The 12,656-nt window shown below is 71.5% G+C and carries 10 protein-coding genes; 7 read left to right on the top strand and 3 right to left on the bottom strand.

The window, feature by feature from the left end; translation table 11 throughout:
• On the top strand, positions 1–959 hold a 959-nt coding region (locus tag ETD85_RS63960), incomplete at its 5' end, for a hypothetical protein (RefSeq protein ID WP_170247338.1).
• A 201-nt stretch (positions 960–1,160) separates the two neighbouring features.
• On the opposite strand, the gene ETD85_RS53095 is transcribed toward ETD85_RS63960, so the two are convergent.
• Positions 1,161–1,667, bottom strand: coding sequence for a nuclear transport factor 2 family protein (locus ETD85_RS53095; protein ID WP_170247337.1), 507 nt, complete (start codon positions 1,665–1,667; stop codon positions 1,161–1,163).
• A 246-nt stretch (positions 1,668–1,913) separates the two neighbouring features.
• Between ETD85_RS53095 and ETD85_RS53090 the strand changes: the two genes are divergently transcribed.
• On the top strand, positions 1,914–2,636 hold the full coding sequence (locus ETD85_RS53090; RefSeq protein ID WP_138697472.1) for a hypothetical protein: 723 nt from the start codon (positions 1,914–1,916) through the stop codon (positions 2,634–2,636).
• Between the two features lie 623 nt (positions 2,637–3,259).
• Here ETD85_RS53090 and glgC read toward each other — a convergent pair.
• Complete coding sequence (glgC, locus tag ETD85_RS53085) at positions 3,260–4,495, bottom strand: glucose-1-phosphate adenylyltransferase (RefSeq protein ID WP_138697471.1); 1,236 nt, start codon at positions 4,493–4,495, stop codon at positions 3,260–3,262.
• Positions 4,496–4,705: 210 nt separating this feature from the next.
• On the opposite strand from glgC, the gene glgA reads away from it, so the two are divergent.
• Together glgA and ETD85_RS53075 are read left to right on the top strand one after the other, a co-directional pair.
• Complete coding sequence (gene glgA / locus ETD85_RS53080; RefSeq protein ID WP_138697470.1) at positions 4,706–5,878, top strand: glycogen synthase; 1,173 nt, start codon at positions 4,706–4,708, stop codon at positions 5,876–5,878.
• Between the two features lie 87 nt (positions 5,879–5,965).
• The gene (locus tag ETD85_RS53075) at positions 5,966–7,444 is read left to right on the top strand and encodes an Nramp family divalent metal transporter (RefSeq protein WP_138697469.1); all 1,479 of its coding nucleotides are present in this window, start codon (positions 5,966–5,968) and stop codon (positions 7,442–7,444) included.
• On the opposite strand, the gene ETD85_RS53070 is transcribed toward ETD85_RS53075, so the two are convergent.
• Positions 7,441–9,555, bottom strand: a complete 2,115-nt coding sequence (locus tag ETD85_RS53070) for an alpha/beta hydrolase-fold protein (protein ID WP_138697468.1) — start codon at positions 9,553–9,555, stop codon at positions 7,441–7,443. The two genes, ETD85_RS53075 and ETD85_RS53070, sit on opposite strands and share 4 nt — an antisense overlap.
• A 272-nt stretch (positions 9,556–9,827) precedes the next feature.
• On the opposite strand from ETD85_RS53070, the gene ETD85_RS53065 reads away from it, so the two are divergent.
• From ETD85_RS53065 to ETD85_RS53055, 3 genes are all read left to right on the top strand, one after another.
• A complete protein-coding gene (locus ETD85_RS53065) occupies positions 9,828–10,718 on the top strand; it encodes a sensor histidine kinase (RefSeq protein WP_138697467.1) in 891 nt (296 codons plus the stop codon).
• Positions 10,719–10,729: 11 nt separating this feature from the next.
• Complete coding sequence (locus tag ETD85_RS53060) at positions 10,730–11,449, top strand: response regulator transcription factor (RefSeq protein WP_138697466.1); 720 nt, start codon at positions 10,730–10,732, stop codon at positions 11,447–11,449.
• Between the two features lie 98 nt (positions 11,450–11,547).
• Positions 11,548–12,612, top strand: coding sequence for an ABC transporter substrate-binding protein (locus ETD85_RS53055; protein ID WP_138697465.1), 1,065 nt, complete (start codon positions 11,548–11,550; stop codon positions 12,610–12,612).
• Positions 12,613–12,656: the final 44 nt, after the last annotated feature.

Raw genomic sequence — 12,656 nt, 5'->3', positions numbered from 1 at the left:
AGCTGGCGTGGGCGTTCGGGCGGGTGGGCGAACGGGCGGGGCTGGTGGGCACGCTCAGCGGCGGCCGGCTGCTCCCTCAGTGGCTGGCGGGGCGGGACGCCTCGGGCATCGGCCTGTACGGCACGGCCGCGCGTGGGCCGTGGGTCGTCTCGGGGCGGACGGCCCTGCGGTGGAGCGGCTCGGTGTGGCAGGCGTACCGGCTGCCGGTCAGCGCGAGCGCCGTCGGCGGCGAGGGCGCGAACGTGTGGACGGTGAGCGCGGCGGGCTACCCGGCCCAGCCAGCCACAGACCAGGACGACGCCCGGCCACAACCAACCATCAGCCAGGATGGCGAACGACCGGAGCCAACCACGAGCTCGGACGACACCCGACCACGATCGACCACGAGCGTGGACGATGCGCGTTCCCAACCGACTACAAGCCTGGATGATGCGCGATCCCAACCGGCGGCGAGTTGGAACGGCGCGCGACCGCAGCCGGCCGCACGCTGGAACGGCTCCGCCTGGCAGGTCGTGCACGTGCCCGAGCTGGGTCTGCCGCTCCATGCCTCCTCACCCCGGGCGCACCTCGACGACGTGGCGGTCCTCGGCGTGGACGACGTGTGGGCGGTCGGCGGGGTGTCGTGGCTCGCGCCGGGGAAGACCGACAGGCTGGGCGAGCCCCTGGAGGTCGTGCGGCCGGTGGCGCTGCACTGGGACGGCGGCGGGTGGCGGTGCCTGTGGGGGGCGCCCGGGACCACGTTCACGCAGGCCGAGCCGGACGGGCGGGGCGGGGTGTGGGTGCTCGACTCGACCGGCTCCCGGCTGTTGCACCACTCGGGCGGTCGCTGGACGTCCACCAAGGTCGCCGGCACCGTCACCGCGCTGTCGCACCGCCCGGGCACGGACGAGGTCTACGCCGCAGGCTCGGTCCCCCAGGACGGCGACCTCACGCGAGCCACCCTCTGGCGCAACCGGTAGCCGGTCTCTCATCCATCAACCCAGGACGCACGTGCACGCGTCCTTGACGAGCCATTCACGCGCGCCCGGCGACCCGATCACCCGCCCCTGGATGCCGGGTCAGGAGTCCAGCAGGCCACTCGCGAGCCCCTGACAGGCCGATGGCGGCTGCCCTGGCGGGCCGGTCGCGGGGCCCTGGAGGCGCAGGCTCAGGTGAGGCGGTCAGGCGTACTGGAGGTCCACCTTGACGATCCGGCCGTCGCCCACCGTGAAGTCGTAGTGGGCCCGCCAGCCGTCTGAGCCCTCCGGGGCCCAGTGGACCAGCAGTTTCTGGCCGTCCGAGCGGTTCTCGGCGATCGAGATGACGCGGAGGGCGCCGCCGATCACCTCGCGCTCCGCCCACGCGCGTATGGCCTCGTGCCCCCGGATGCTGCGGCTGACGTCGATGATCTCGGCGTCGGGAGCGAAGGCGGCGGCGAGCGCATCCAGGTCCCGGGCGTTCACCGCGTCCACGTAGGCGCGGGCCGCCGCCGCCACGGCCACTGAGGGAGAGCTGGCAGGTGGCGCGCCCGGCGAGGACGCGTCGGGGGCCGCTCCGCATGCGCCCATCGCCAGCACCGCCACCACCGCCACCGCGGCGGTCAGGGCCGCGCGCAGCCTGAGACGGCCGGGCTGCTTCGTGCCGGATCGGCGCCGGCGGGACGGGGCGGGGGCAGGGTGCATGGTCATGGCGACGATGATGTGCGGTCGCCGCGCCCCTGGTCCAAGACCTGTTGCCATAGCTTTTGGTTATCGCCGTTCCGGACATCAGCCCCGCATCCACCGCGTCTCCCGGCAGGTGCTGACATAGCTGCGAACTGTTCGCTCGGGACCCCCAAAGTGACGAGTCACTCCGCGCGTGGCGTTACGCCGCGTTACGGGATCGACTACGTACAGTGATGAACCGTTGTCACTTCGTGATTACAGGGGGAGATCATGAAAGTTAACCTCATAGCCACAGGTGGTGCACTAGTCACCGCCGCCGCGCTCATCGGCATAACCGGCCCGGCCAACGCCGAGGTCACGTGCGACCTGAGCGTGTCCGACGTCCGCCACTCGCTTCGCATCGACGGTCATGGCGTGTACGCCGGACGCCGCGACGCCAACGCCTGCGAAGGCCGCAAGGAGACCGACAAGCACGACCGCGGCCACGAGCAGAAGCACGAGGAGGGCCACGACCAGGGCCACGACAAGGGTCACGACGAGAGCCACGACCAGGACTGGGACAACTGGGACAACCGCAACCAGGACCAGGGCTGGGACGACGCCAGCGAGGACAACGACTGGAACGGGGGCGACTGGAACCGGACCAACTGGAACGGTGACGGCTGGAACCAGGACAACAACTGGAACCGCGACAGCTGGAACCAGGACAACAACTGGAACCGCGAGAACTCGCACCACGACAACAACTGGGACCGCGACAGCTGGAACCAGGACAACGGCTGGAACCGCGAGAACTCGCACCACGACAACAACTGGGACCGCGACGGCTGGAACCGCGGCTGGAACGGCGACAGCTGGAACCGCCCGCACGAGGACGGCATCCACACCGGCTGGGGCGTTCGCTGGAACGACCGTGGCTGGGGCGATCGCGGTGTCTGGGGCCCCCGCGTATGGAACGGCTACGGCTGGCCCGCCATCTGGTACGGCCGCTAGTCACGCGGCCGGCACGTCCGGTTAGGTCCCGGGACACTGTCTTTAGTGACCCGGGACCCCTCTGTTTTCCGCCCCGAAGCTGTTGTCACCGCCAAGGCTGTTCTCACCGCCGAAGTTGCTTCACCGCTGAGGCTGTTCTCACCGCCGACGCTGTTTCACTGCCGAACCATCGCGGCCTCCGACTGCTCCCCCACCCTCACAAGGATCGCTCCTGTCCCGGTTCTCCGGTTCCCGGCTCCCTCGGCTCGCCCCCGCCCCTTTCCGGCTCCGACCCCAGGCGCCCTGGTCGCCCGTTCCCGGCTCGACTGCGCGCACGAGCACCCCGCGCTCCGGCCCTCCGCTCGCCGCATGCCCATGACCCGGTCTGGCCCGTCATCAGCCATCCGGTGACTGCTCCTTGCGGGTGAATGTTCGCTGCGCCGAAGGGGCGGCCCTGGCCACGCGCCCGCACCGCGCGTGCCCGGAGCGGCGCACCCGAGCACCCGAGCACCCAAGCACCCGAGCACCTCGCAAGAGCCTGACGCCGCGCGACCCGCGAGGCCGCGCGGCGCTCCCGGCCGCTCCCGCTACCGCTTCACGCGGCCGCCACCGCTTGACGAGGCCGCCACCGGTCGACCAAGCCGCTACCGGTCGACGATCTCGTTCTTGCCGATGACCACGACCCCGCCCCTGGTCAGCGCGAACCGGGTGCGGTCGTAGTCGAGGTCGAAGCCGATCCGCGCCCCGTCGGGGATCACGACGTTCTTGTCGATGATCGCCTTGCGCACGATGGCGCCCCTGCCGACCTTGACGTTCTCCATCAGCACGGAGTCCTCCACCAGCGAGTGCGAGTGGAGCACGACCTTGGGCGACAGGATCGACCTGATCGCCGTGCCGCCGGAGACGATCACGCCGGGCGACACCAGCGAGTCGATCGCCCGCCCCACCCGGTCGCCGTCGTTGTGGACGAACTTGGCGGGGGGCAGCGGGTCGTGCCCCGTGAAGATCGGCCACTTGTCGTTGTACAGGTTGAAGACCGGGTGCGCCGAGATGAGGTCCATGTGGGCCTCGTAGTAGGCGTCGAGCGTCCCCACGTCGCGCCAGTAGCCCCGGTCCCGCTCGCTGGAGCCGGGCACGATGTTGTTGGCGAAGTCGTAGACGTCCGCGCCGCCCGACTTGACCAGCATGGGGATGATGTTGCCGCCCAGGTCGTGCTTGCTGGTGGGGTCGAGCGCGTCCTCGCGCAGCGCGTCGATCATCGCCTGCGTCTTGAACACGTAGTTGCCCATCGACGCGTACACCTCGTCGGGCGAGTCGGCCAGCCCCACCGCGTCCTTCGGCTTCTCCCTGAACGCGACGATCCGCCGCCCCTCGGGATCGGTCTCGATCACGCCGAACTGGTCGGCCAGCGAAAGCGGCTGCCTGATCGCCGCCACCGTCACGTCCGCGCCCGAGTCCTCGTGCTGCTCGACCATCTGCCGCGGATCCATCCGGTAGATGTGGTCGGCGCCGAACACGATCACGTGCTCGGGCATCTCGTCGTAGATCAGGTTCAGGTTCTGGAACAGCGCGTCCGCCGACCCCGAGAACCATCGCGGCCCGAGCCGCTGCTGCGCGGGCACCGGGGTGACGTAGTTGCCCAGCATCGCCGACAACCGCCAGGTCCGCGACACGTGCCGGTCGAGGCTGTGATTCTTGTACTGCGTCAGCACGACGATCTTCAGGAAGCCGCCGTTCGCCAGGTTGGACAGCACGAAATCGACGAGCCGATACATCCCCCCGAACGGCACCGCCGGTTTCGCCCGATCCGCCGTGAGCGGCATCAGCCTCTTACCCTCTCCACCTGCCAGCACGACCGCAAGCACCCTCCGGGACCTCATGTCCAGGACGCTACCCTCAAATGGCCGATCTATCGACGAAACCCCGCACGGTGAACCTCCTTCGTGTCCTATTTTGGTGGTCGATGCACGAACTGGCGTTGCCAAGCCAGGGCTTGCCGATGAGTTCTTCGTGCAGCTCAGGCTGATCGTCAGGGCAAAACCCGGCCCTTATGGTGGTCCGCGGGGCGTGCCCCGCCATAAGGTCATGTCATGCGTGTTGATCTGCTCAGCCGGGAGTATCCGCCAGAGGTGTACGGCGGAGCCGGAGTGCACATGGAATACCTGGCCAGAGAGCTGCGGGAGCTGGCCGACGTACGCGTGCGCTGTTTCGGGGCCGATCGCGACGAGCCCGGGGTGTCGGCCTACCGGGTGCCCGGCGGGCTGGCGAGCGCCAACGCCGCCCTCCAGGTGCTCGGCGTGGACCTGGAGATGGCCGCCGCCTGCGCGGGCGCCGACGTCGTTCACTCGCACACCTGGTACGCCAACTTCGCCGGGCATGTCGCGACGATGCTGCACGGCGTCCCCCACGTGATCACCACGCACAGCCTGGAGCCGCTGCGGCCGTGGAAGGCCGAGCAGCTCGGCGGCGGGTACACGATCTCGTCCTGGGCCGAGCGGACGGCCCTGGCCGCCGCGGACGCGGTGATCGCCGTGTCGGAGGGGATGCGCCGTGACGTGCTCGCGGCCTACCCCGAGATCCCGGCGGAGAGGGTCTCGGTCATCCACAACGGCATCGACACCGCCGAATACGCCCCCGACCCGGGCGTGGACGTGCTGGAGAAGCACGGGGTCGACCCGCGCAGGCCGTACGTCGTCTTCGTGGGCCGCATCACCCGCCAGAAGGGGCTCGTCCACCTCCTGCACGCGGCGCGGTCCTTCGACCCGGAGGCGCAGCTCGTGCTGTGCGCGGGCGCGCCGGACACGCCGGAGATCGCGGCCGAGGTGACGGACCTGGTGCGCGGCCTCGACCGGAAGGGCGTGTTCTGGATCCAGGAGATGCTGCCCAAGCCCGAGGTGATCCAGCTGCTGACGCACGCGACGGTGTTCGTGTGCCCGTCGGTCTACGAGCCCATGGGCATCGTGAACCTGGAGGCGATGGCCTGCGAGACGGCCGTGGTGGCGACGGCCACGGGCGGCATCCCCGAAGTCGTGGCCGACGGCGAGACCGGCCTCCTGGTGCCGATCTCCCAGGGCGCCGACGGCACCCCGCACGATCCCGAGCTGTTCGCGGCGGACCTGGCCGAGCGGGTCAACGCGCTGCTCGGCGATCCCGAGCGGGCGCGGGCCATGGGCGAGGCGGGCCGGGCCCGCGCGGTCGGCCACTTCTCCTGGTCCCGCATCGCCCACCGCACGCTCGGCCTGTACGAGTCGTTGCGCGCCTGAGAGCTCCGGCCGGCCCGGTCCGGCGCGGCAATTGGGTCTTGTAGCCGCCGTTGTTCGGGATCACCCTGAACGGCAGGAGGCACTGACATGTCGCACCCACTCGGAGTCAGCCGTCCCGATCTCGAAATCGCCGACCTGCCCACGCCTGAGGAGGTCTTCAAGGTCTCCAAGATCGGCCCCAAGGAGCTCGTCAAATATGCCATCGGCCCGAGCCTGATCGCGCTCGGCATCTCGATCGGCAGCGGAGAGTGGCTGCTCGGGCCCCTGAACGTGGGGCAGTACGGTTTTGTCGGCGTCGGCTGGGTCATCGTGGTGTCGGCCCTGCTGCAGACGTTCTACAACGTGGAGTGCTCGCGCTACGTCCTGGCCACCGGCGAGACCCCGGTGGTCGGGTGGGGACGGGTGCCGCCCGGCTGGCCGCTCTGGGTGCCGCTGTCCGTCCTCATCGTGATCTTCGCGTTCATCGCGGGCGGCTGGGCCGCGTCGGCGGGTCAGGGCGTGTACGCGCTGGTCCACGGCGTCGCCCCGGCGGCCACGGACGCCGAGCCGCGCTGGTGGGCCATCGGCCTGCTGGTGCTGGTGTTCCTCATCACCGCCGGCGCCCGCCGCATCAGCCGCGCGCTGGAGCTGGCGAACTGGGTCATGGTCAGCGCCATCCTGCTCGCCCTGCTGGCCGTGGACCTGCTCGTGGTGCCGTTCAGCCAGTGGTGGGAGGGCATCCGCGGCTTCGTCACCCCGGCCGCCCCGCCCGCCGGGATCACCGCGACCCAGCTCGGCGCGCTGGCCGGGTTCACCGCGCTGGCCTCGGGCCTCAACTGGTACGTGATGGGCCACTACCGCGACAAGGGTTACGGCATGGGCCACCGCGTCGGCTACATCTCGGGCCTGCGCGGCGACGGGAGCGAGATCCGGGCCAGCGGCGTCACCTTCCCCGACAACGAGCTCAACCGGGGCCTGTGGCGCAGGTGGTACCGGCTGCTGATGATCGACATGTGGGGCGTCTTCTTCGTCGGCGCCATCCTCGGCATGCTGCTGCCCACGATCCTGATGGCGCAGGCGGTCACGCTGTCGGGCGAGAAGCCGACGCGGGCGAACGTCCCGACGTTCGTGGCCACCGCGCTCGGCGGCGAGTACGGGAGGGTGACGTTCTACGTCGCGCTCGTGGTCGGGGTGCTGATCCTGTTCTCCACGCAGCTCGGCATCTTCGAGGCGATGGTGCGGGTCACGACCGACGCGGCCAACTCCACGAGCCCGCGCCTGCGCGCCCTGATCCAGGGTGACCCGCGCCGGTTCTACTACCCGTTCATGCTCCTGCTGCTGGTGGCCATCTCGATCATCATCTTCCAGAGCCTGCCGGTGGGCCTGGTCGAATGGTCGGCCAACATGTCGAACCTGGGCGCGTTGCTGTATCCGTTCCTGCTGATGTATCTCAACAGCAAGCTCCCGCGCCCGGCCCGGCCACGCCCCTGGCACTACGTCATCCTCGTGCTCAACTTCCTGTTCTTCGGGTTCTTCTTCGTCAACTTCATCGCGGACTTCATCGGGGACCCGCTGGTGACGTTCTAGTCGATCGTGGCCAGGAAGACGTCGCCGTTGCCGGGCGCGGTGCCGCCGCCTTCCGGGGTGCCGTACGTGAGGCCGGAGATCGCGACCTTGCCCGCCGAGGTGGCGGCGGCGTACAGGTTGGGCTCGGCGAAGGCGTCCACGGCGTCGTCCCTGGCGGTGCCGAGCTGGGTGGCGGCGCGCTGCACGCCCTTGGCGTCCAGGCGGGCCGCCACGACGTCGGCGCCGCCCGCCTGCACCCCGACGCGTCCCCGCGTGTAGCCGACGACCTCGACCTCCCCGCCGGGCAGCGGCACCACGGCGGCGCCCTCGTCGGCGGCGGAGGTGGCCAGGGTGTGCTGCCAGCGCCGCTTGCCCTGGCCGGTGTAGGCGACCGTGAGGGCATCACCCGACGTCGCGCCCGTGGCGGCGGCCAGCCCCGTGGTGGTGACGGCGACCGCGTTCAGCCGGTCGTCGCCGGCGCCGCCCACGGTACTCGCCCACTTCCTGGTGCCGTCCGCGCCGTAGGCGGCGATCCAGCCGTCGAGGCCGCCGAGCGCGGTGGTGCCGGGGAGCGCCGCGGTGGCGCTGCCGGTGACGTAGACGCCCGTGGCGTCGGCGGCGACGCCGACCGCCTTGTCCTCGCCCGCGCCGCCGTACTGGCGGATCCAGGACAGCTCGCCCTCCGGCGTGAGGCGGGCCAGCAGGGCGTCCTTGTCGCCGCTGTTCTGGCCGTCGAGCGCGCCCTTGGTGTAGCCCGCCACGTACGCGCCGCCGTCCGGGGCGGCGGTCAGGCCGTAGAGGCGGTCGGCGGCGTCCTTCGCCCCGAACTGGGTGATCCAGCGGACGGTCCCGCTCGCGTCGAGCCTGGCCACGAACGCGTCGTCCGTGGTGTTGCCCGCGTGCCGGCCGTCCAGGTCGCCCTTGGTGTAGCCGGCCGCGAGCACCCCTCCGTCCGGCAGCGGCGCGACACCGTAGAGCCGCTCGTCGCCCGCGGTGCCGAACTCCACGGTCCAGGGGTTCGCACCGGTACGGGTGAGCACCGCGTCGAGGCGGCCCGCGTGCGGCCGGCCGTCCACCGGGCCGCCGGCCGCGTACCCGACGGTCAGGGAGCCGTCCTGGTGGGCCGCGACGCCGCCCGCCCAGTCGGCGGCGGCCGTGCCGTGCAGCGGCGCGGGCAGGCCGGTCGGCGGCGTGACGCTCAGCCCCGGGCCCAGCTCGGCCATGGCCTGCTCGAAGGCCGGGGTCCAGACCGTCCAGTCGTGGCCGCCGTCCAGCACGCGCAGCTGCGCGGAGACGGCGGGCGAGCGCCTGGCGGCGTTGTAGAGGGCGGCGGACTCGAAGTCCAGGTCGTGGCGGGCGTCGGCGGGGTCCGGGTTGGCGTACTCGTCGTCGCCGACCGCCACGAACAGCCGTACGGGCAGGTCGGGGTCGAGCTCGGGGAGCAGCGCCGGGTAGCCGAGGTCCCGGTACACCTGGTCGGAGAACTTCTCCGCGCCCGTGCCGAACGCGCCGTAGTCACGGGCGGAGGAGTCGGCGGGCGGCAGCGGCGTGTAGACGGCGGGGCTGAGCACGGCGGCGGCGCTGAACAGGTCCTGGTGGGCCAGCGCGAACCGCAGCGCGCCCGCGCCGCCCATCGAGTAGCCGCCGACCAGGCGGGCCTGCCTGATGGGCGCCGTACGGTACGTCGCGTCCACGTGCGCGACCAGGTCGCGTGTCAGGGCCGTCTCGACCGGCCGTCCCGGCAGGTCGGCGCCGGTGTAGGCGGAGTCCGTGTACCAGCTGCCGCGCTCGCTCCAGGGGGCGTCGGGCATGACGGCGATGACCGGCGGGATCCGCTTGGTCCTGATCATGTCGTCGAGCGTGGTCGTGACGCGCGTCCACGCCTGCATGGTGTCGCCGCGCCCGTGCAGGAGGTAGAGCACGGGATGGCGATCGGTGTCCCGGGCGTAGCCGCGCGGCAGGTAGACGTTGTAGGCGATGCTCTCGCCCAGCGCCTGCGACGGCGCGGAGCCGGTGGTGAGCGTGCCGCCCGCCCGCGCGTCGGTCACTCCGGGCGCCGCGGGGACCGCCGAGGTCACGAGCGAGGTGAGGAGTGCCAGCACGCCGGCGGCGATCCATCGGGGGTTGGGCATCGACCGCTCCTGTAAACGTTTACCGTAGGCACGCCACTGTTTCGGGAGAGTTTCGTGGGGTTGGTGGGTTCATGTCAACCATGTGGGTTCATGTCAACCATGCGGCCGGGGGTGCCCGGTCGCCGGCGGGCGCGCCGCCGGTCGTACCCGCCAACCTAGCTTTGCCCCTTTCGCAGGGATTTCTGGCCTGTTGCACGGTTGACGCTTTCGCCGCGCTTAGAGGCACGTCATCCTTTTGCTGATGTCGGACGTGCCGGCGAGGTGACGGGGAGATGGCGGCAGACGCGCTGCGTGGCCGGGCGAGATCGCCGCGGTTACCGCTGCTGGCCGGGCTGGCCGGGGTCGCGGCCACGGTCGTGGCGGTGGCGGCGGGGGCCTGGCCCGCGCTGGTCGCGGTGGCCGGGCTGGCCGGCGGCGCCGGGCTGGCCGTCGCCGGCATGCGCCGGGTGGCCGCGGCCCAGCGCGCGGAGCTGTCCAGGCTCGGCGAGCTGGTCGAGCGGCGGGCCGAGCAGGTGACCGCGCTCAGCCACGAGCTGCGTACGCCGCTCAGCATGATCAAAGGTGCGGTGGACCTGCTCGGAGAGGGCAGCCCCGGGCCGCTGACGCCCGCGCAGCAGCGTTTCGTCACCGTCGTGGACCAGCAGTGCGCGCAGGTCATCGCCCTGTGCGAGAGCCTGCTCACCCAGGCCAAGATCGAGGCGGGCCTGTTCACCCCGCGCCTGGAGCCGGTGGACGTCTCCGTCGTCGCGCGGGACGTCGTCACCGCCATGCGGCCCCTGTGCGCCCAGCGCAAGCAGCGCATCACCCTGGACACCCCGCAGGTCACCCCGCGGATCCAGGCCGACCCGATGCTGATCGCCCAGGCGTTCACCAACCTGCTGTCCAACGCCGGCCGGTTCACCACCGTGGGCGGCGGCATCGACGTGCGGGTGGCCGTCATCGACACGGGGATCGCGGTGTACGTCACCGACGACGGCGCCGGCATGACGAAGGAGCAGCGCCGCCGCCTGTTCCGCCGGTTCGTCACCGGCCGCCCGCTGGCCGACGGCACCGGGCTCGGCCTGGTCATCACCAAGACCATCGTCGAGCTGCACGGCGGAGCCATCATGGTGGACACCGCGTCGATGCGCGGCACCACCTTCCTGTTCACGCTGCCGGGCTGAGAAGGGGTCACATGGTCACCGGGTGCACCGCGCTGGTCGTGGACGACGAGCCGCAGATGACGGCGATCGTCGAGTTCGCGCTGCAGACGCAGGGCTTCGCCGTGCTGACGGCCCACGACGGAGCCACGGCCATGAACCTGCTGCGCACCCACGACGTGGACCTGGTCGTGCTGGACGTCCTGATGCCGGCGCTCGACGGCCTCTCGCTCTGCGAGCTGATCAGGGCCAGGAGCGACGTGCCCGTCATGCTGCTCACCGCGCTCACCCAGCAGGAGGACGTCATCGCCGGGCTGGAGCGCGGGGCGGACGACTACGTGACCAAGCCGTTCCACCCGCGCGAGGTCGCCCTGCGCGCGCAGGCGCTGGTGCGCCGCCGCCGCGCCCCTGGCGACGGCGAGGGGGCGGCGCTGCGCGTCGGCGGCCTGGTCATCGACCCCGGCCGGCACACCGTCACGGTCGGCGGGCGGCGGCTGGAGCTGCCCTACACCGAGTTCAAACTGCTCGCCCACCTGGCGGCCAGGCCCGGCCGCCCGCAGTCGTGGCAGGACCTGCTGCGCGCGGTGTGGGGCACCGCCGATCTCATGGGCGGCCGGGACGTGGTCAGATCCACGGTGTACCGCCTGCGCTCCCGGCTGGCCGCGCTGGACGCGGCACGATACGTGCAGACCGTCAGGGGCGCCGGCTATCTGATGCCGGACGCACCCGATCAGCCCGATCAGCCCGATCAGTAGGTGACGGCGCCGTCACCAAGGCTCACCGCCCTGTCACCGGAGCGCGCCGCCGCGCGGCCTAGCTTTGCGGGCATCAGGCCGTTCGAGGGAGGTCGATCATGGTTCAACCGCAGGCCCGCCTACCCAAGGCGCTGCTCCTGATCACCACGTTCATGCTGGCCGGGACCGGGTGCGCGGGCACGCCCGGCACGGCCGCCGCCGACGGGGGCAACGTGGTGGTCGCGTGCGGCGCGACCGAGGAGTGGTGCGCGGCCATGACGGCCGCCTTCACCGCCGCGACCGGCACCGGGGCCGAGTTCGTCCGGCTGTCCAGCGGCGAGGCCCTGGCCAGGATCAAGGCGGGCCGGGAGGACCCGGAGTTCGACGTGTGGCACGGCGGCCCGGCCGACGGGTACGCCGCCGCGGCCGGGGACGGCCTTCTGGAGCCCTACGTCTCCCCCGACGCGGCCGTCATCCCCGACCGCTACAAGGACGCGGACGGCACCTGGACCGGCGTGTACGTCGGCGTGCTCGGCTTCTGCGGCAACACGAGGATCCTCGGGGAGAAGCACGTGCCCGTGCCCGAGTCATGGCAGAGCCTGCTGGACCCGGCGCTCAGGCAGAACATCGGCATCGCCCACCCGTCCACGTCGGGCACCGCGTACACGGCGCTGTGGACCCAGGTGACGCTGCACGGCGGGCCGGCCGACGGGGTGGCCGGGGCGATGGACTACATGAAGCGGCTGCATCCGAACGTGCTGCAGTACAGCAAGTCCGGGGCCGCGCCCGCCCAGCAGGTCGCGCGGGGCGAGGTCGGCGTGGGCATCGTCTTCTCGCACGACTGCCTGGCGACCAGGGAGCAGGGCTTCACCGACCTGCAGGTCACGTTCCCCTCGGAGGGGACGGGCTACGAGGTGGGCGGCGTGGCGCTGGTCAAAGGGGCGCACAACCCGGTCAGCGCGCGCAAGTACATCGACTGGGCGCTGACTCCGGCGGCGCAGGAGATCGGGCCGGAGGTCAGGTCGTACCAGGCGCCCACCAACCCGCGGGCCAGGAGGTCGGACAAGACCGCCGACCTGGCGACGTTGAGGCTGGTCGACTACGACAGCATCGCCGCGGGGGCGCACAAGCAGGAGCTGATCCGGCGCTTCGACGCCGAGGTCGCGAAGGCGCCGAAGTCATGAGCGCGCCGCCGGAGTCCCCTCCCCTGGTCCTGTCTCTTATACAC

It is taken from the genome of Nonomuraea zeae (assembly GCF_005889725.1).
GTDB classification, from domain to species: Bacteria; Actinomycetota; Actinomycetes; order Streptosporangiales; family Streptosporangiaceae; genus Nonomuraea; species Nonomuraea zeae.
Note: the sequence above shows the minus strand (reverse complement) of the source record. Positions and strands in the feature narration are given on the sequence as shown.